General features: G+C 65.8%; 18 protein-coding genes. 14 read left to right on the forward strand and 4 right to left on the reverse strand.

Annotated features, from left to right (window positions below; translation table 11 throughout):
* Positions 1-42 precede the first annotated feature (42 nt).
* The 6 genes from EYZ64_RS21010 to EYZ64_RS21035 all read left to right on the forward strand — a co-directional run bounded on the left by EYZ64_RS21010 (position 43) and on the right by EYZ64_RS21035 (position 5,585).
* Positions 43-1,215: a phytanoyl-CoA dioxygenase family protein gene (locus EYZ64_RS21010; protein ID WP_135456353.1), complete on the forward strand. Its 1,173-nt coding sequence runs from the start codon at positions 43-45 to the stop codon at positions 1,213-1,215.
* Positions 1,212-2,219, forward strand: coding sequence for a Gfo/Idh/MocA family protein (locus EYZ64_RS21015; RefSeq protein WP_135456355.1), 1,008 nt, complete (start codon positions 1,212-1,214; stop codon positions 2,217-2,219). Before EYZ64_RS21010 ends, EYZ64_RS21015 begins: the two co-directional genes overlap by 4 nt.
* Positions 2,216-3,088 (forward strand): sugar phosphate isomerase/epimerase family protein, encoded by an 873-nt coding sequence (locus tag EYZ64_RS21020; RefSeq protein ID WP_135456357.1) that lies wholly within the window; start codon positions 2,216-2,218, stop codon positions 3,086-3,088. Before EYZ64_RS21015 ends, EYZ64_RS21020 begins: the two co-directional genes overlap by 4 nt.
* Complete coding sequence (locus EYZ64_RS21025) at positions 3,085-4,077, forward strand: Gfo/Idh/MocA family protein (RefSeq protein ID WP_135456359.1); 993 nt, start codon at positions 3,085-3,087, stop codon at positions 4,075-4,077. The genes EYZ64_RS21020 and EYZ64_RS21025 overlap by 4 nt, the downstream gene beginning before the upstream one ends.
* 135 nt (positions 4,078-4,212) lie before the next feature.
* Positions 4,213-4,983, forward strand: a complete 771-nt coding sequence (locus tag EYZ64_RS21030; RefSeq protein WP_135456361.1) for a TIM barrel protein — start codon at positions 4,213-4,215, stop codon at positions 4,981-4,983.
* A gap of 92 nt (positions 4,984-5,075) precedes the next feature.
* Positions 5,076-5,585: a nitroreductase family deazaflavin-dependent oxidoreductase gene (locus EYZ64_RS21035; protein ID WP_135456363.1), complete on the forward strand. Its 510-nt coding sequence runs from the start codon at positions 5,076-5,078 to the stop codon at positions 5,583-5,585.
* A 47-nt stretch (positions 5,586-5,632) separates the two neighbouring features.
* On the opposite strand, the gene EYZ64_RS21040 is transcribed toward EYZ64_RS21035, so the two are convergent.
* The 4 genes from EYZ64_RS21040 to EYZ64_RS21055 form a co-directional block, all read right to left on the reverse strand.
* Entirely contained in the window at positions 5,633-6,448 is an 816-nt protein-coding gene (locus EYZ64_RS21040) for an ATP-binding cassette domain-containing protein (protein WP_135456365.1), read from the reverse strand.
* 4 nt (positions 6,449-6,452) lie between these two features.
* Positions 6,453-7,511, reverse strand: a complete 1,059-nt coding sequence (locus EYZ64_RS21045) for an ABC transporter permease (RefSeq protein ID WP_135456367.1) — start codon at positions 7,509-7,511, stop codon at positions 6,453-6,455.
* A 2-nt stretch (positions 7,512-7,513) separates the two neighbouring features.
* On the reverse strand, positions 7,514-8,500 hold the full coding sequence (locus EYZ64_RS21050; RefSeq protein ID WP_135456369.1) for a substrate-binding domain-containing protein: 987 nt from the start codon (positions 8,498-8,500) through the stop codon (positions 7,514-7,516).
* A 224-nt stretch (positions 8,501-8,724) separates the two neighbouring features.
* The gene (locus EYZ64_RS21055; protein WP_135456372.1) at positions 8,725-9,462 is read right to left on the reverse strand and encodes a GntR family transcriptional regulator; all 738 of its coding nucleotides are present in this window, start codon (positions 9,460-9,462) and stop codon (positions 8,725-8,727) included.
* A 197-nt stretch (positions 9,463-9,659) separates the two neighbouring features.
* On the opposite strand from EYZ64_RS21055, the gene iolC reads away from it, so the two are divergent.
* Genes iolC through EYZ64_RS21095 form a run of 8 tightly spaced genes read left to right on the forward strand, consistent with a single transcriptional unit; the run spans position 9,660 to position 18,076 of the window.
* Entirely contained in the window at positions 9,660-10,637 is a 978-nt protein-coding gene (iolC, locus tag EYZ64_RS21060) for a 5-dehydro-2-deoxygluconokinase (RefSeq protein WP_135456374.1), read from the forward strand.
* Positions 10,630-11,529 carry a Cgl0159 family (beta/alpha)8-fold protein gene (locus EYZ64_RS21065; protein WP_135456376.1) on the forward strand — a complete coding sequence of 300 codons (900 nt, stop codon included), beginning with the start codon at positions 10,630-10,632 and terminating at the stop codon, positions 11,527-11,529. The genes iolC and EYZ64_RS21065 overlap by 8 nt, the downstream gene beginning before the upstream one ends.
* A 2-nt stretch (positions 11,530-11,531) precedes the next feature.
* Positions 11,532-12,401, forward strand: coding sequence for a 5-deoxy-glucuronate isomerase (gene iolB, locus EYZ64_RS21070; protein ID WP_135460155.1), 870 nt, complete (start codon positions 11,532-11,534; stop codon positions 12,399-12,401).
* A 3-nt stretch (positions 12,402-12,404) separates the two neighbouring features.
* On the forward strand, positions 12,405-14,357 hold the full coding sequence (gene iolD, locus EYZ64_RS21075; protein WP_135456377.1) for a 3D-(3,5/4)-trihydroxycyclohexane-1,2-dione acylhydrolase (decyclizing): 1,953 nt from the start codon (positions 12,405-12,407) through the stop codon (positions 14,355-14,357).
* 9 nt (positions 14,358-14,366) lie between these two features.
* Entirely contained in the window at positions 14,367-15,287 is a 921-nt protein-coding gene (locus EYZ64_RS21080) for a sugar phosphate isomerase/epimerase family protein (RefSeq protein WP_135456379.1), read from the forward strand.
* A gap of 7 nt (positions 15,288-15,294) precedes the next feature.
* Entirely contained in the window at positions 15,295-16,344 is a 1,050-nt protein-coding gene (locus tag EYZ64_RS21085) for a Gfo/Idh/MocA family protein (RefSeq protein ID WP_135456381.1), read from the forward strand.
* Between the two features lie 2 nt (positions 16,345-16,346).
* A complete protein-coding gene (locus EYZ64_RS21090) occupies positions 16,347-17,222 on the forward strand; it encodes a sugar phosphate isomerase/epimerase family protein (protein ID WP_135460156.1) in 876 nt (291 codons plus the stop codon).
* Positions 17,219-18,076, forward strand: a complete 858-nt coding sequence (locus EYZ64_RS21095) for a sugar phosphate isomerase/epimerase family protein (protein ID WP_135456383.1) — start codon at positions 17,219-17,221, stop codon at positions 18,074-18,076. The genes EYZ64_RS21090 and EYZ64_RS21095 overlap by 4 nt, the downstream gene beginning before the upstream one ends.
* Positions 18,077-18,189 lie beyond the last annotated feature (113 nt).

Here is an 18,189-nt window from a genome sequence, read left to right on the forward strand (position 1 = left end):
TTGCCGTTGATTGTGCCACAAGACACAGCAAGACTAGCTGCCATGACCACGACCTTGCGGACATCGCGCACCGGGCACCGGGCCTGGATCGAGGAAGCGGACTGCTCACTCGACGACTTCCGCGCCCAGGTGTCCCGCACCACCGACCCCGCCGACTACCCGCTGGCCGCTGATATCCGGCACAACGTCCCGGTCTACTCGGCCGCGACCATCGCCGAGGCCGACCGCCGTGGGCTGCAGGCCGAGTTGATCAGCGTGTTGGCCGACGGACCGGGCGTCGTGGTGTTCGAGGGTGCCTTCGACGAGGACGTCGTCGACCGGGCCGGCGCCGCGTTCGCCGCGCTGATCCAAGCCCAACGCGCCGAAGGCGCCGCCGCGGGCGACCATTTCGGCAAGGCCGGCGCCAACGACCGCATCTGGAACGCCGCCCAGAAGCTGGCCCTGCACTCCCCCGACGTGTACGCCCACTACTACGCCAACGACGCGCTCGCACTCGTCTCACAGGCCTGGCTGGGCCCGCGCTACCAGGTCACCTCCCAGGTCAACGTCGTCAATCCCGGTGGCGCCGCGCAAGTTCCGCACCGCGACTACCATCTCGGTTTCGTCACCCCGGACCAGCTGGCCGACTACCCCGCACACCTGCACCGGCTGTCGCCGGCGATGACGCTGCAGGGCGCGGTCGCGCACTGTGACATGCCGCCGGCCAGCGGGCCGACCATGCTGTTGCCCTACTCGCAGACGTTCGAGGCCGGGTACATCGCGTTCTACCGGCCGGAGTTCATCGAGTTCTTCGCCACTCACCAGGTTCAGGTGCCGCTGGCCAAGGGCGACGCAGTCTTCTTCAATCCGGCGCTCTATCACGGCGCGGGCACCAACACCTCGACCGATATCCGGCGGATGGCCAACCTGCTGCAGATCTCCTCGCCGTTCGGACGCGCGATGGAAGCACTCGACCGCACCTCCATGGTTCGCGCCGTGTACCCCGCCCTCCTGGCGATGAAGGCCGCGGGCCGCTCCGAGCGAGAGCTGGCCAACGCCGTCAACGCCACCGCCGAGGGTTACGCGTTCCCGACGAATCTCGACCGGGACCAACCCATCGGCAGCCTGGCCCCGCCCAGCCAGGTCGACACCGTGCTGGCCGCATTGGCCGGCGACCTGACCCCCGAACAACTCGACACCATCCTCGATCAGCAGCAAGAACGGAGAACCCCATGACCACACTCGGCGTTATCGGACTGGGCCGCATCGGCGCGTTCCACACCGAAACACTTTCCGCCCTAGATGGTTTGGACGGGCTGGTGATCACCGACGAGCGCACCGACGTAGCTGCCGCGGTGGCCGCCAAGCACGGCGCCAAGGCCGTCGACACCGTCGAGGAACTGTTGTCCTCGGGCGTGGACGGAGTGGTGGTGGCTGCCGCCACGCCGGCGCACGCCGAGCTGACATTGGCCGCCGTCGAGCGCGGCATCCCGACCTTCTGCGAAAAGCCGATCGCCTCCACCGCCGTGGAGAGCGCGCGGGTGGCCGAGACCATCGCGCGATCCGGTGTCCCCGTGCAGGTCGGATACCAGCGCCGCTTCGATGCCGCCTTCGCCGCGGCCAAACGTGCGGTCGACGACGGGTCGCTGGGCGTCCTGCACACGGTGCGCAGCACCACGATGGACCCGGCTCCCCCGCCGCTGGACTACATCAAGGGCTCCGGCGGAATCTTCCGTGACTGCGCCGTACACGATTTCGACATCATCCGCTGGATCACCGGCCAGAACGCGGTCGAGGTGTACGCCACCGGATCCGTTCAGGGCGACCCCCTGTTCGCCGAGTACGGCGACGTCGACACCGCCGCGGTGATCGTGCGGTTCGACGGGGGCGCACTGGGCGTCGTGTCGAATGCCCGCTACAACGCCCGCGGATACGACTGCCGCCTTGAGGTTCATGGGTTCGACGACAGCGTGGCCGCCGGCTGGGACCAGGGCGTGCCGATCCGAAATGTGGATCCGGCCAACACATTCCCGGCCGGTCCTGCGCACAATTTCTTCATGGACCGCTTCACCGAAGCGTTCCGCACGGAGCTGGCCGGCTTCGTGGAAGTAGCCAAGGGCGCACCGGTCGCCGGCGCCACCGTGGCCGACGCCGTCGAGGTGGCCTGGCTGGCCGAGGCCGCCACCGAGTCCCTGCGCCGGGGCGCCCCGGTGCGCATCGAGGAGGTTCGCAACGCATGAGCGCCACCATCAAAATCGCCGGAGCGCCGATCTCATGGGGCGTGTGCGAGGTTCCCGGCTGGGGTCATCAACTCGATCCCGAACGCGTGCTCACCGAGATGCGCGACACCGGCCTGACCGCCACCGAACTCGGCCCGGAGGGCTTCCTGCCCGCCGACACCGCCGAACTTCAATCCGTGCTGACCCGGCACGGGCTGGCCTGCGTGGGCGGGTTCGTCCCGGTGGTACTGCACAACGCCGATCACGATCCCGCCGATGACCTTGCCGGGCCGCTGGATTCGCTGGTAGCGGCCGACGCCGGGGTCGTGGTGCTGGCCGCGGCCACCGGGTCCGACGGCTACGACTCCCGGCCAGTGCTCGACGATGACCAATGGGCGAGACTGCTGTCCAACCTGGACCGGCTGGCCGCGATCGTTGCCGCGCGCGGCCTGCTCGCGGTGCTGCATCCACATGTGGGAACCATGGTCGAGACCCGCGACGACGTCGACCGGGTGCTGGCCGGCTCGACCATCCCACTGTGTCTGGACACCGGGCACCTGTTGATCGGCGGCACCGATCCGCTCGAACTGGCCAAGGCCGTGCCGAACCGGATCAAGCACACCCACCTGAAGGACGTGGATGCCGTCCTCGCCGCGAAGGTGCAGTCCGGTGAGATCAGCTACACCGATGCCGTCAGGGCCGGGATGTACACGCCCTTGGGCACTGGCGATGTTGACATCGCGGGCATCGTCTCGGTATTGCGGGACAACGGTTTCGACGGATGGTTCGTGATGGAGCAGGACACCATCCTGGATGGCGCACCGACCGGTGATGGTCCGGTCGGCGACGTGCGCACCAGCGTGGCGTACCTGAAATCTGTGACCTCGTGACCGGATTGCGCATCGGTGTTCTGGGCGCTTCCCGAATCGCCGAGGCGGCCATCGTCGGACCGGCGAACGAACTCGGCCATCGCTTGGTGGCCGTGGCCGCCCGTGATCCGCAGCGCGCGGCGGCTTTTGCCGAGAAGTACGGCGTGGAACGCGCCGTGGACTCTTACACCGACGTGATCGACGATGCCGAAGTGGACGTCGTCTACAACCCCCTGGCCAACGGATTGCATGCACCGTGGAATCTGGCGGCGATCGCGGCCGGCAAGCCTGTGCTCAGCGAGAAACCTTTCGCGCGCAACAGATCCGAGGCTGCCACGGTTGCCCGGGCCGCCGAAACCGCGGGGGTCACGGTCCTGGAGGGGTTTCATTACTTCTTCCACCCGGTGACACAGCGGGCCTTCAGGCTGGCCGCCAGCGGCGAGATCGGCCGACTCACCCGGGTCGAGGTGCGGATGGCGATGCCCGCCCCGGACGACGATGACCCCCGCTGGTCACTGGAACTGGCCGGCGGGGCCCTGATGGACCTCGGCTGCTACGGCATGCACGTCCTGCGGTCGCTGGGCCGTCTGGACGTCGACGGGCTTCGCGGTGCACCGTCCATCCTCGCTGCCCGTGCCGAGCAACGCTCGGCCGGTGTCGATGCGACGTGCGATGTGGAGGTGGACTACCCGGGTGGCGCGACCGGGTTGAGCACCAATTCGATGGTGGCACCAGAGTATTCGTTCACCATCAGGATCGTCGGCAGTGAGGGTGAGGTGCTGGTTCACGACTTCATCCGGCCCAATGACGACGACCGGGTCACTGTGCGGACTGCCGCCGGTGAACGCGTCGAGCGACTCGGCACCCGGGCCAGCTACACGTATCAGCTGGAGGCGTTCGCCGACCACGTGCAGAACGGCGCGGCACTGCCATTCGGGCTCACCGACGCGGTGACCAACATGGCCTATGTCGACGCCGCGTACCAGGCCGCGGGACTACCGACGCGTTAGTGCCGCGGCGCCGACCGCATTGGTTTTGTCAGACCTGGAACATTCTAGTGAATCAGGAGTCCTCATGTCGGATCAGCTGATCTGCGGCCACATCGGCACCGGTGCACCGGTCTCGCCCGCGGGCGCGGTGCGGTCATGACCTTCGAACTCGCAGTGTGTGCCGAGATGGTGTTCACGGACCTCGACATCATCGAGCGGGCCCGATGCATCTCCGATCTGGGCTTCTCGGTGGAGATCTGGAGTTTTCACGACAAGGACCTCGGTGCACTGGCCGCCACCGGAGCCCGGTTCTCGTCGATGACCGGATACCTGCACGGCGACCTCTACGCTCCCGACGGTGCCCGCGAGGTGGTGCGTACCGCACAGGAGGCCATCAAAGCGGCTGAGATCCTTGGTGTTCCGCGGCTGGTCGTGCATCCCGGCGAGCTGGTCGACGGCCAGGCAGCCCGCCCGCAGTACCGGGCCACCGGCGAGATGTGGTTCTCGGCGATGCGGGGTCTGGAGGCTCTGGGCGAACTCGGCGCCGAGGCCGGCGTCACCTTCTGCCTGGAGAACCTCAACACCATCGTCGACCATCCCGGGGTGCCGCTGGCCCGCGCCAAGGACACCCTGGCACTGATCGAGGCAGTGGGGCATCCCAACGTGAAGATGATGCTCGACCTCTACCACGCCCAGATCGGTGAAGGGAACCTGGTCGAGCTGGTGCGCCGGGCCGGATCGGCGATCGGTGAGATCCAGGTCGCCGATGTTCCCGGCCGCTGCGAGCCCGGCACCGGCGAGATCCACTATCCGGCGGTGGCAAAGGCATTGCGGGACAGCGGCTACACCGGACCGATCGGCATGGAGGCGTACGCCGCCGGCGACAGTGTGGCCGCGCTGGAGGCCTTCCGCGCCGCATTTTCCTGACGCCCCCTCACCAGCTCACCAGCACCGCGAGCGCGCGTGTCGGTTTTGGCGATGCGCCGCATTCCCGGGTGCGCCATGCGCACAATGGCGGGATGTCCGAGGCATCCTTTCCGCACGGCAACTGGGGGCGTGACGACGTCTCATCGTTGTTCAAGCCGGTGTTCGCGTTCGCCGCATCCTCATTCGGCTCCAAGGTGATCCGCGCGATGGTGCCACTCGACAGGCGGGTGGTCGACCGCACCAAGGGCCGCTTCTCGGTGTTCGGTCCGCTGTCGATGCCCGAACTGCTGTTGACAGCGAAGGGCCGAAAAACAGGCCTGCCGCGCACCTCCGTGCTCAGCTATGTGCACGAAGGTGACCGCCTACTGGTGATGGGCAGCAACTTCGGCCAGCAGCACCATCCCTCGTGGTCGACCAATCTCGTCGCCGAACCGCAGGCTTCGATATCGATGGCAGGCCAGGACATCCCGGTCGTCGCGGCCGTGCTCTCCGGCGCCGAGCGCGACGCCGCTCTGCAGCGGTTTCTGACCTACCCGATGTACCGGGCCTACCGGACGCGCACCAACCGGGACATGCGGGTGTTCGCACTGACCCGTAGATAGCGCAGTGCCCCGCCGGCCGGACAGCCGACGGGGCACTGCTGCACTGATCAGCGGCGGAGTTCGTGGCTGAGCGCCTCCAGCTCGTTACCGCCGGCCATCTCCTGGGTGAGATGTTCCAGGGTGATCTCGTCGTAGGTGCAGTCCAGCTTCTGCCGCCCGCGGTTCAGCAGCACGAAATGGTCACCGACCATGTGCGCGTGATGCGGGTTGTGGGTGATGAAGATGACCCCGAACCCCTGTTCCTTGGCGGCCGTGATGTAGCGCAGCACCATGCCGGACTGCTTGACGCCGAGCGCCGCCGTCGGCTCATCGAGGATCAGCACGCGGGCGCCGAAGAAGATCGCCCGCGCGATCGCCACACACTGGCGCTGACCACCCGACAGCGAGCCGATCGGCGCGTCGACATCGGGCAGGTCGATACCCATCTTGTTCAGCTCGGAAATGGTGGTCGCGCGCATCGCGGAAATGTCCAGCGACGGCAGGATGCCCTTCTTGCGCAACTCGTTGCCGAGAAAGAAGTTGCGCCACACCGGCATCAGCGAGACCACCGCGAGGTCCTGGTACACGGTCGCGATTCCGGCCTTGAGCGAATCCTTGGGTGAGTTGAACACCGTCGGCGTGCCGTCAATCAGCAACTCACCCTCGGTGGGCTTGTGCAGGCCGGCGATGATCTTGATCAAGGTGGACTTGCCTGCACCGTTGTCACCCAGCACGCCGGTCACCTCGCCGGCACCCACCCGAAGGTTGATGTCCTTGAGCGCGATGATGTTTCCGTAGCTCTTGCCGACGTGTTTGAGTTCGACCAGCGGCACCGCGCCGCCCGACGGTGTCTCCGCGATCGGGGCTTCAGCAGTTGTGCTCATCTACTTACCTTTTCGCTGCGTAGTTACGGACGACGTTGTTGGCGATCACCGCGAACAGCAGCATCCCGCCGAGGAAGAACTTGAACCAGTCGGGGTTCCACCCGGCATAGACGATGCCCTGGTTGGTCATGCCGAAGATGAAGGCACCGATCAGCGTGCCGATCGCGGTGCCGTAGCCGCCGGTGAGCAGGCAGCCGCCGACGACCGCGGCGATGATGTAGAAGAACTCGTTGCCGATGCCCTGACCGGACTGCACGGTGTTGAAGGCGAACAACAGGTGCATGCCGACGAACCAGGCGCAGAAGCTCACCACCATGAAGAGGCCGATCTTCACCTTCGTGACCGGGACGCCAACGGCTCGGGCGCTGTCCTGGTTGCCTCCGACGGCGAAGATCCAGTTGCCGATCTTGGTCTTGAACAGCACGTAGGTGGCGATGAGGACGAACAGGATCCACCACAACACGGTGACGCGAACCGACACCCCGAAAATGCTGAACGACGAGGCGAATACGGCTCGGCCGGAATCGAATCCCTCCATATCCGACACGCTCGGGGTCGCAACCTGGCCGGACAGCAGCTTGGTCACCGCCAGGTTGATGCCGGCGAGCATGAAGAAGGTGCTCAGCGTGATCAGGAACGACGGGATCTTGGTCTTCATCACCATGTAGCCGTTGAAGAAGCCGATCGCCAGGGCCATCACCAGCGCCAGGACCGCGCCCGTCCACAGATTCAGATGCAGGTTGTACGACAACATCGATGCCGCCAAAGAAGCGGTGGTGACTGCGACACCCGACGACAGATCGAACTCACCGCCGATCATCAGCACGCCCACCCCGACAGCCATGATGCCGATCGTCGAACTGGCATAGAGCACCGTGGCCAGGGCCTCCGGCGTCCGGAACGGCGGAGCCACGATCAGGAACAGCACGAAGATGCCGATCGCACCGATCGCCGCACCCATCTCGGGGCGGATCAGTAAGCGCTGCAGCTTGTTCTGTTCCTTGACCCGCTCGTCCCGGACGACTTTGTGCGTTTCGAGATTGAGGTCTGCCTGGGTACTCATGTCTAGCGCGTTCCGTTCTTCGCGTACTCGGCGATCGCATCGATGTTCGTCTTGTCGATGAACGACGGACCGGTCAGCGTCGGCTGATTGCCGCCGATGACATTGCCGTTGTTGAGGTAGAGCCACAGTGAGTCGACGGCGAGGTAACCCTGCAGGAACGGTTGCTGATCGACGGCCCATTGGACGTCACCGTTCTTGATCGCGTCGACGAGTGCGGCGTTGGTGTCGAACGTGCCCACCTTGGCGGAACTACCGGAATTGCGTACGGATTGCACGGCGGTCGGCGCGAACGGCGCACCGAGCGTCACCACGTAGTCGATCGACCGGTCCTGCTGCAGCTTGGCGGTGATGGTCGACTCGACCGAAGGCATGTCCTTGCCGTTGACGTTGAGCGTCTCGGTCGCGGGGAAGGTGTTCTTGACGCCGGCGCAGCGGGCCTCGAGGTCGACGTGGCCTTGTTCCTGGATGACGCACAGAACCTTCTTGGCGCCTTCCTCGGTGAGCCGCCGGCCGGCCTCCTGTCCCGCGATGTATCCGTCCTGACCGAAGTACTCCTTGACACCGACCTTCTGCCAGGAATCGAGACCGGCGTTGAACGCGACCGTGGGAATGCCCTTGCCCGTGGCATTTTCGATGGCGGCCTTCATGGCGTCCGGCTTGGCCAGCGTTACCGCGATGCCCTGCACGCCGCTGTCCACGGCGGTCTGTACCAGGTTGGCCTGATTGGGCGCCTCGGGGTCTGAGGAGTACCGCAGTTCGATGTTGTCTTTCTTGGCAGCGGTCTCGGCGCCCTTGCGCACCAGATCCCAGAAGGAGTCACCCGGCACCTCGTGGGTGATCATCGCGATGGTGGCCCGCGGGGTGTCGACGGTTCCGGCGCCCATTCCGCCACCATTGCTCTGCGGCTTTCCGCCGGTGCTGGAGCACGCGCCGGCGCCCATTACCAGCACACCCGCCGCAGCTACCGCCGCGAGCCGACTGAACCTCATTGCTTCTCCTTGCCATCGACGTCACCGCGGTGCTTGTACGTCTGGTGACAAGCGACACGGCCTCGCAGTCGATGTAATACCGCTCACATCCGAATGTCAAGACTTTGTTCGGACATTAGGACTGCATATCAAACGTCCGGCAGCATCGCGGCGACACCCATACGACGGGACAAGTGCCACGGCAAGCCACCGAAACCTGCAGGGAGAAAGTACTTTTGGGAGTGCTAACGATCCACGAGGGTGGTATCGAAGTAATACCGCGACGCGCGGTAGGCATGGCTCCCGTACTCGACTACGCGTCCGGAATCGTCGAACGCCGTCCGCTCCATCACCAGCAGCGGGGCCTTCGGCTTCTCGTCGAGCAGTTTGGCCTCATCTCGCTCGGCAGCCCTGGCGCCGATGCGCTGCTGGGCCAACCGAATGTGCACCCCGCGGGCGCGCAACGACTGATACAGGCCGATACGCTCGAGGTCATCGCGATCCGGTGCGATCGCCGCAGGAAGATAGTTCGTCATCAACGCCAACGGCTGACCGCCGGACGTACGCAGCCGGCGCATCATCACCACCTCACTGCCCGCTTCCAGGTTGAGCCGTTCGGCAATCTCGCCGGACGCCGGACCCAGCGCGTACTCCAGAACTCTGGTGCCCGGCTCCTGACCGGCCCGTGCAAGATCGTCGAACAGACTGGTGAGCTTGACGGGGCGATGGACCGGGGTCTGCACCACCTGAGTGCCCACACCGCGTTTGCGGACCAGCAGCCCCTTGTCGACCAGTTCCTGAATCGCACGGCGCGTTGTCGGCCGAGACAGACTGAGCCGGCTCGCCAGCGCCAACTCGTTCTCGAAACGGTCCCCCGGCTTGAGTTGCCCGTCCAGGATTGCCTTTTCGAAGACCTGCGCCACCTGGAAATACAGCGGAACCGGACTCGAACGATCGAGCTCCACGGACAACGTCGGGGTCACGCGCACTCCAATCCTCGTGTCCTCCGCGCGCAGTTCGCCGGGAGTGATTGTTCAGAATACCTGCTTATGACTGAAAGTAAGAATGTCCGAACAAAGTCTTGACAGCACATGGTGACGGGGAGCACAGTCGACACCGACACCAGGCGCGCTCGTCGTCGCCGGAACGCACATACGCACATCGCACTCGGGAGTCAGTCGTGACCGATAACGCCAGCCAGCCATTCGACGTCATCGCCATCGGACGTAGCGGCGTCGACGTGTACCCGCTGCAGGTCGGGGTGGGGCTTGACCAGGTGGAATCGTTCGGAAAATTCCTCGGCGGCAGCGCCGCCAACGTGGCCGTCGCCGCGGCGCGCCTGGGCAATCGCACCGCGCTGATCTCCGGGGCCGGCGACGACCCCTTCGGCCGGTTCGTCCGCGACGAGCTCGCCCGGCTCGGTGTCGACAACCGCTTTGTCCGCACCCACGGCGAGTATCCGACTCCCGTGACATTCTGCGAGATATTCCCACCCGACGATTTCCCGCTGTACTTCTACCGCAAGCCGTCCGCGCCGGATCTCCAGATCAGTCCTACCGAACTGGACCTGGATGCCATCCGCGCCGCGCGCCTGTACTGGTCGACGGTGACGGGCCTGTCCGAGGAGCCCAGCCGCAGTGCGCATTTCGCCGCGTGGGAGGCCCGCTCGGGAGCCCATTTGACTGTTCTCGATCTCGACTACCGGCCGATGTTCTGGGAAACCCCGGCAGCGGCCACCGAACAGGTGCAACGCGCCCTGCAGCATGTCACCGTCGCCGTGGGCAACCGTGAGGAATGCGAGATCGCCGTCGGCGAGTCCAACCCGCACAAGGCCGCCGACGCCCTACTCGAGCTCGGAGTCGAGTTGGCGATCGTCAAACAGGGTCCACGCGGCGTGCTGGGCAAGACCAAGCACAGCTCGGTCACCGTTCCGCCCAACGAGGTTGACGTGGTCAACGGGCTCGGCGCCGGAGATGCCTTCGGCGGCAGCCTGATTCACGGCCTGCTGCACGACTGGCCGTTGGAGAAGACCCTGCGCTACGCCAATGCGGCGGGAGCCATCGTCGCAGGCCGTCTCGAATGCTCGACCGCCATGCCGACCGCCGCCGAGGTCTCCGATCTCGCCGAACAGACCGCTGTGGAGGCTGCAAATGTCTAGCGCACTTGGCTCGAACTCCGCGATGTGCAAAACCTATGCGGAGATCACCGAACTGCGGGCCGGCGAACCCGCAGCGGTCGCGACGGCCTGGCGCAACCGGACCACCCGTCCGACGGTGCGCGGAGACGGCAAGCTGATGATCGTCGCCGCCGACCATCCCGCCCGCGGCGCGCTGGCCGTCGGATCACGGCCGACCGCGATGAACAATCGCATCGATCTGCTGGACCGGCTGCGCACGGCACTCGCCGATCCAGGGGTGGACGGGGTGCTGGCGACCGCCGACATCCTCGACGACCTTGTCCTGCTCGGCGCACTGGACGACAAGGTGGTGTTCTCGTCGTTCAACCGGGGCGGGCTGGCCGGCTCGTCGTTCGAGCTCGACGACCGGATGACCGGCGCCACCGCGGCTTCGACCGCGGCCGCGCGGATGAACGGCGGGAAGATGCTGTGCCGCATCGATCTTGGCGATCCGGGTACGGTGTCCACCCTCGCCGCGTGCGCGCGGGCCGTCGATGAACTCGCCGCCAACGGGCTGATCGCCATGCTGGAGCCGTTCCTGTCCACCCGCGTCGACGGCAAGGTCCGCAACGACCTGTCCCCCGATGCCGTGATCAAGTCTGTGCACATCAGCCAGGGACTGGGCTCGACGTCGGCCTACACCTGGATGAAGCTGCCCGTCGTCGCTGAGATGGACCGGGTGATGGAGTCCACCACGATGCCGACGTTGCTGCTCGGCGGTGATCCGACCGATCCCGACGAGGCGTTCGCGTCGTGGGCGAAGGCGCTGACATTGCCATCGGTGCGGGGCCTGATCGTGGGCCGCACTCTGTTGTACCCCGGCGATGACGATGTGGCCTCGGCCGTCGCGACCGCCGTGAAGTTGGTGAGGTGACAGTGAACAGCAAGTGGTACATCCCCGCGCACAGTGCCAAGGCGCCTTACACCGTTGACATCACCCCGGAATCCGCAGGCTGGGCGGAGTCGTCGCTGCAGGTGGTCGAGCTCGGTACGTCCGGCTCTGTGACCCGGCAGACCGGCGAGACGGAGGTGATGATCCTGCCGCTGGCCGGCGGCGGGACTGTCGAAGCCGGCGACGAGACCTTCGAATTGTCGCCGCGCGCATCGGTGTTCGACGGTCCGGCCGACATGGTCTACCTCGGAATCAACCAGGAATACACGCTGACGGGCCACGGCCGTATCGCAATCTGCGGCGCACGCGCAAACCGGAGCTTTCCCAACCGCCGCGTCGCCGCCGCCGATGTCGCCGTCGAACTGCGCGGGGCCGGCAACTGCAGCCGGCAGGTGCACAACTTCGGCACCGCGACGGCCTTCGAGGCCGACTCGCTGATCGCCTGCGAGGTCATCACCCCGGGCGGCAACTGGTCGAGCTACCCCGCGCACAAGCATGACGAGAACACCGAGGTGGAGACCCAGCTGGAGGAGATCTACTACTTCGAGATCGATGACAGCCCCGCTGGGACACCGGGATTCGGCTACCACCGGGTCTACGGCACCCCACAGCGTCCGATCGAGGTGCTCGAGGAGGTGCGCAGCGGTGATGCGGTGCTGGTGCCGCACGGCTACCACGGCCCATCCATCGCCGCTCCGGGACACCACATGTACTACCTCAACGTGATGGCGGGCTCAGGGCCGAACCGAGCCTGGCTGATCTGCGACGACCCGAACCACACCTGGCTGCGCGACAGCTGGGAACACCAGGCCGTCGATCCGCGACTGCCCCTGCACCAGAGCCGAGGAGCCTGACCGATGGTTTCCACCGCACCGAAGTCGACCGAGAAGCTCGTCGACACCGAGTCCACTGTGCGACTCACGGTGGCACAGGCCACCATTCGGTTCCTGGCCAACCAGTACGTCGAGCGTGACGGCGAGCGCCACAAGTTCTTCGCCGGCTGCTTCGGCATCTTCGGCCACGGCAACGTGGCGGGTCTCGGTCAGGCCTTGCTGCAGGACGAGACGGAAGCACACGAGGCCGGGCGCGAACCGGGACTCAAGTACGTGCTGGGCCGCAACGAACAGGCCATGGTGCACAGCGCGGTGGCCTACGCACGGCAGAAGGATCGGCTGCAAGCGTGGGCGGTCACCACCAGCGTCGGCCCCGGCGCCACCAACATGCTCACGGGCGCCGCGCTGGCCACCATCAACCGGCTGCCGGTGCTGCTGCTGCCCGCCGACACGTTCGCCACCCGGGTCAGTTCACCCGTATTGCAGGAGCTGGAACTGCCGTCCTCCGGCGACGTCACCGTCAACGACGCGTTCAAGCCGCTGTCCCGCTACTTCGATCGGGTCTGGCGGCCCGAACAACTGCCCGCGGCACTGCTGGGGGCCATGCGGGTGCTCACCGACCCGGTTGAGACCGGTGCGGCGACAGTCGCGATCCCGCAGGACGTCCAGGCCGAGGCCCACGACTGGCCGGAATCGCTGTTCGCCGAGCGCACCTGGCATGTGGCCCGGCCGTTGCCCGAACGGTCGGTGATCGCGCGCGCGGCCGAGATCATCGCGTCGGCCCGCAAGCCACTGATCATCGCGGGGGGCGGGGTGCACTACTCCGGTGCCGAAGGAGCTTTGGCCGCATTGGCGTCTGGTACCGGTATCCCGGTCGCCGAGAGCCAGGCCGGCAAAGGTTCGCTGCGGTTCGACCATCCGCAGGCGGTCGGGGCGATCGGTTCCACCGGCACCACGGCCGCGAACGCGCTGGCGTCGGAGGCCGACGTCGTCATCGGGATCGGTACCCGGTACAGCGATTTCACCAGCGCCTCACGGACCGCGTTCAACAACCCCGACGTCCGGTTCGTCAACATCAACGTGGCGTCACTGGATTCGGTGAAGCAGGGTGGCGTCAGCGTGGTCGCCGACGCGCGTGAGGCACTCGAGGCACTGAGCGCCGCGTTGGTCGACTACGCCGTCAGCGACGAATACCGCTCCCGAACAGCCGAACTCGCCAAGGAGTGGGACGACACGGTGTCGGCGGTGTACGCCATATCGGACGATTGCGCCGCGCTGAACCAGAACCAGGTGATCGGCCTGGTCAATACCCGGTCCGAGCCGCGTGATGTGGTGGTCTGCGCAGCCGGGTCGATGCCCGGCGACCTGCACAAGCTGTGGCGCACCCGGGACCGCAAGGGCTACCACGTCGAATACGGATACTCCTGCATGGGATACGAGATCGCCGGCGGTATCGGCGTGAAGATGGCCGACCCGGACCGTGACGTGTTCATCATGGTGGGCGACGGCTCCTACTTGATGATGGCAACCGAACTGGTCACCGCCGTCCAGGAGGGCATCAAGGTGATCCCGGTGCTGGTGCAGAATCACGGATTCGCCTCCATCGGCGGGCTTTCGGAGTCAGTCGGCTCGCAGCGGTTCGGCACCGCTTACCGGTACCGCAGCGCCGATGGCCGCCTCGATGGTGCGAAGCTACCGGTGGATCTGGCCGCCAACGCGGCCAGCCTGGGCGCCGACGTCATCAAGGTCAGCAATGCCGCAGAATTCACCGACGCGGTCAAGGTCGCCAAAGCTGCCGAGAACACCACCGTCATCCATGTGGAAACTGACCCGCTGGTGTTCGCCCCGGACAGTCAGTCCTGGTGGGATGTTCCGGTATCGGAGGTCTCCACGCTGGAGTCCACCCAGAGCGCCTACGAGAGATACGCGGACTGGAAGAAAGTCCAACGCCCCCTGATCAATCCGTCCGACCGCTGAAAGAGATCCATGAGCACCATTCTCGTTGGTTCCGCGCCCGACTCCTGGGGCGTCTGGTTCCCGGATGACCCGCGGCAGACTCCGTACACCCGGTTCCTCGACGAAGTGGCCGCATCGGGTTACCAATGGATCGAACTGGGCCCCTACGGCTACCTGCCGACCGACCCCGAACAGCTGCTGGACGAACTCGGGTCCCGAAACCTGAAACTGTCCGCCGGGACCGTGTTCGAGCATCTGCACCAGTCCGAGGCTCCTGGGGACGACTCATGGAACTCAGTCTGGAAGCAGGTCGAGGATGTCGCGAAACTCACTGCGGCCGTTGGCGGTAAGCACGTTGTCGTCATCCCGGAGATGTGGCGCGACCCCGCCACCGGGGCGGTGCTGGAGGACCGCACTCTCACACCCGAGCAGTGGCGCAAGAAGACTCAGGGCATGAATGAGCTGGGCAAGGCGATGTTCGAGAAGTACGGGGTGCGTGCCCAGTACCATCCCCACGCCGACAGCCACGTCGACACCGAGGAGAACGTCTACCGATTCCTGGACGGCACCGACGGCGAGTTCGTCAACCTCTGCATGGATACCGGGCATATCTCCTACTGCGGTGGGGACAACATCGCCATCATCGAGCGCGCGCCCGACCGCATCGGCTACCTGCACCTCAAGCAGGTCGACCCGGAGGTGCGGGCCAAGGTCGAGGCCGAGGACCTGCCGTTCGGCGAGGCGGTCAAGCTCGGCGCGATGACCGAACCCCCGCGCGGAATCCCCGATATGCCACCGCTTCTCAGTGCGATCGAGAAGCTCGGCATCGATGTGTTCGCGATCGTCGAGCAGGACATGTACCCCTGTGAGGTCGACGCTCCCCTGCCCATCGCCCAGCGCACCCAGAAGTACCTGGGGTCCTGCGGTGTCCCGTCCGTTCGTTTCAGCTAGGAGCAGCATGCCCAATCCAACAGCGACGGACGACCTTCGCGTCGCCGTCCTCGGCGTCGGCATCATGGGCGCCGACCACGTGGCGCGCCTGACCAGCCGGATCTCCGGCGCTCGCGTCGTCGTGGTGAACGATTTCCTCACCGAGAAGGCCGAGGCGATCGCCGCGGGCATCCCGGGTTGCCGGGCCGTCACCGATCCGCTCGACGCCATCGCCGACCCTGAGGTCGATGCCGTCGTACTCGCCACGCCCGGGCCGACCCACGACAAGCAACTACTGGCCTGTCTGGAGCACGGTAAGCCGGTGCTGTGCGAGAAGCCGCTGACCACCGATGTCGAATCGTCCCTTGAGGTGGTCAAACGCGAGGCCGAGCTCGGAAAGCGGCTCATCCAGGTCGGTTTCATGCGCCGCTTCGACGAGGAGTACATGCAGCTGAAGGCCCTGCTGGATGCCGGTGAGTTCGGCCGCGCGCTGGTGCTGCACTGCGTGCACCGCAACCCGGCCGTCCCGCCGAGCTTCGACAGCTCCATGATCGTCAAGGATTCCCTGGTCCATGAGGTCGATGTGACCCGATTCCTGTTCGGCGAGGAGATCGCCTCGATCCAGATCATGAAGCCGGCGGTCAATCCCGGTGCCCCCGAGGGCATCCAGGACCCACAGATCGCCATCATGCGCACCGTGTCCGGCAAGCACGTCGACGTTGAATTGTTCGTCACCACCGGGGTGGCCTATGAGGTGCGCACCGAACTGGTCGGCGAAAAGGGTTCGGCCTTCATCGGACTCGATGTCGGGCTGATCCGCAAAGGTGCACCAGGCACCTGGGGAGGCACCATCGCCCCAGGTTTCCGGGAGCGCTTCGGCCGGGCCTACGACATCGAGTTCCAGCGCTGGGTCGACGCAGTTCAGCGCGGCACCACGACCGGGGATTACACCGATGGCCCCACCGCGTGGGACGGCTACGCCGCGGCCGCAGTGTGTGCGGCGGGTGTCGAGGCACTGCAGACCGGCCTGCCGGTGGAGGTGAAGATGGTGTCCCGCGAGTCGATCCCGGGAGCGTGAGCGTGAAGATCGCGCTGGATCCGACGCCGTTCCACCACGACCATGGTCTGCTCGAATTTCCGCGCCTGGTAGCCGAACTCGGCTACGAGTATCTGCAGCTCACCCCGCACCGGGACTTCATCCCGTTCTTCAACCATCCTCGCGCCGACGATGATCTGGTGTCCAGGTTCCGCAAGGCCTGTGCCGACGCCGGCGTCGGGATCGCCTCGGTGCTGCCGGTATTGCGTTGGTCCGGACCGGACGAGGACGCACGGGAAGCCGCGGTGCGCAACTGGAAACGCGTCATCCAGATCACCGTCGACCTCGGCGTCAACGTCATCAACACCGAATTCTCGGGTCGCCCAGAGAAAGCCGAGGAATCCGAACGGGCGTTCTTCCGGTCCATGGAGGAACTCCTCCCGATCTTCGAACGCGAAGGCATCGACGTCCGGATCGACCCGCACCCAGATGATTTCGTCGAGGACGGCCTCGAAGCCGTGCGGATAATCCGCGGGCTCAACTCCCCCAACGTCGGCATGGTGTACGTGGCATGCCACACGTTCCACATGGGTTCGAACATGACCGAGATAATGCTTGCCGCTGGCGACAAGCTTCGCCTGGTCCATGTCGCCGACACCATGGACCACCACCGCAGCCACGGCCTGCGCTACATCACCAACCCGCCGGGCAACCCGGTGCGGGTACATCAGCACCTGAAAATCGGTGACGGCGACATCAATTGGGACGAGTTCTTCGGCGGCCTGGCCGAGATCGGCTTCTACGACCGCGACGACACGGTCATGGTGTCGTCGGTCTTCGCCGAGGACGAGAACGCCCATGAGGTGTCGCGCTACCAGCTGAAGACGATGACCGGGTACGTCACGAAGTACCGCGGATGACGTCGCCTCGCCTCGTGGCGACCGCCTGGACCAGTGCAGGCAACACCTCGCCGGTGAACCGTCCCGCCACAAGCCCGGTACCCATCACCGAACGTGTTGCCGCCGTGCGCGATGCGGGTTACAGCGGTATGGGGTTGGTCGCCGACGATCTGGCGGTCATCCACGGATCCATCGGGTTCGCCGGGTTGCGCGACCTGATCGCCGATGCCGGACTCACCCACGTCGAGATCGAACTGATCGAACGCTGGTGGATTCCCCGCGGGCAGCACGGGAATTCCTACGCAGTACGGGATCTGCTGTTCGAGGCCGCCGACGTGCTCAAGCCGGCATTCGTCAAGATCGGCTCCGAATTGGGTCCACGAACAACGCATCCCGAGACACTGGTGGAGCCACTCCACGAGCTGGCCGACCAGGCCGTCGCGCACGGCACCCGCATTGCCATCGAGCCCATGCCGTTCTCGATCATCGAGACGGTGCCGATGGGCGCTGAGCTCATCCGAGATACGGGCCACCCCGCGGTCGGACTACTCGTCGACGCCTGGCACGTCTTCCGGGCCGGTACAACGCTCGACGCGCTCGCCGCCACCGTGGCACCGGAGATGATCTTCGGAGTCGAACTTGACGACGCTGCCGCGCATGTTGTCGGGACACTCTTCGAAGACACCGTCAACAACCGCTTGTTGTGCGGGGACGGCACTTTCGACCTGACCCGACTGGTCGCCGCCCTGCGCGATCTCGGTTTCGACGGGCCGTGGGGCGTGGAGATTCTGTCCGATTCGTTCCGCACACTCCCCGTGCGCGAAGGGCTCAAGCTGGCGGCTGAATCAGCCTGCTCGGTGCTGCGAACCGGTTAGCTCCCCAGAGCACCCTGGTTGTCACGGAGCGCCCAATTTGTCGGTGGTCGAATGTATGTTCGAATCATGGAGACGGGTGCGGTCCAGGCGATAGCGGCATTGCGGGCCGCTTT

The organism is Mycobacterium sp. DL99 (assembly GCF_004762045.1).
Lineage (GTDB): Bacteria > Actinomycetota > Actinomycetes > Mycobacteriales > Mycobacteriaceae > Mycobacterium.

Excerpts from the sequence above, each read along its gene's own strand:
- EYZ64_RS21035 (WP_135456363.1), top strand. The coding sequence starts at position 5,076 with ATGTCCGAGGCATCCTTTCCGCACGGCAACTGGGGGCGTGACGACGTC.
- EYZ64_RS21015 (WP_135456355.1), top strand. The coding sequence starts at position 1,212 with ATGACCACACTCGGCGTTATCGGACTGGGCCGCATCGGCGCGTTCCAC.
- EYZ64_RS21010 (WP_135456353.1), top strand. The coding sequence starts at position 43 with ATGACCACGACCTTGCGGACATCGCGCACCGGGCACCGGGCCTGGATC.
- EYZ64_RS21065 (WP_135456376.1), top strand. The coding sequence starts at position 10,630 with ATGTCTAGCGCACTTGGCTCGAACTCCGCGATGTGCAAAACCTATGCG.
- EYZ64_RS21030 (WP_135456361.1), top strand. The coding sequence starts at position 4,213 with ATGACCTTCGAACTCGCAGTGTGTGCCGAGATGGTGTTCACGGACCTC.
- EYZ64_RS21045 (WP_135456367.1), bottom strand. The coding sequence starts at position 7,511 with ATGAGTACCCAGGCAGACCTCAATCTCGAAACGCACAAAGTCGTCCGG.
- iolD (WP_135456377.1), top strand. The coding sequence starts at position 12,405 with ATGGTTTCCACCGCACCGAAGTCGACCGAGAAGCTCGTCGACACCGAG.
- EYZ64_RS21095 (WP_135456383.1), top strand. The coding sequence starts at position 17,219 with ATGACGTCGCCTCGCCTCGTGGCGACCGCCTGGACCAGTGCAGGCAAC.
- EYZ64_RS21020 (WP_135456357.1), top strand. The coding sequence starts at position 2,216 with ATGAGCGCCACCATCAAAATCGCCGGAGCGCCGATCTCATGGGGCGTG.
- EYZ64_RS21050 (WP_135456369.1), bottom strand. The coding sequence starts at position 8,500 with ATGAGGTTCAGTCGGCTCGCGGCGGTAGCTGCGGCGGGTGTGCTGGTA.
- EYZ64_RS21040 (WP_135456365.1), bottom strand. The coding sequence starts at position 6,448 with ATGAGCACAACTGCTGAAGCCCCGATCGCGGAGACACCGTCGGGCGGC.
- EYZ64_RS21080 (WP_135456379.1), top strand. The coding sequence starts at position 14,367 with ATGAGCACCATTCTCGTTGGTTCCGCGCCCGACTCCTGGGGCGTCTGG.
- EYZ64_RS21085 (WP_135456381.1), top strand. The coding sequence starts at position 15,295 with ATGCCCAATCCAACAGCGACGGACGACCTTCGCGTCGCCGTCCTCGGC.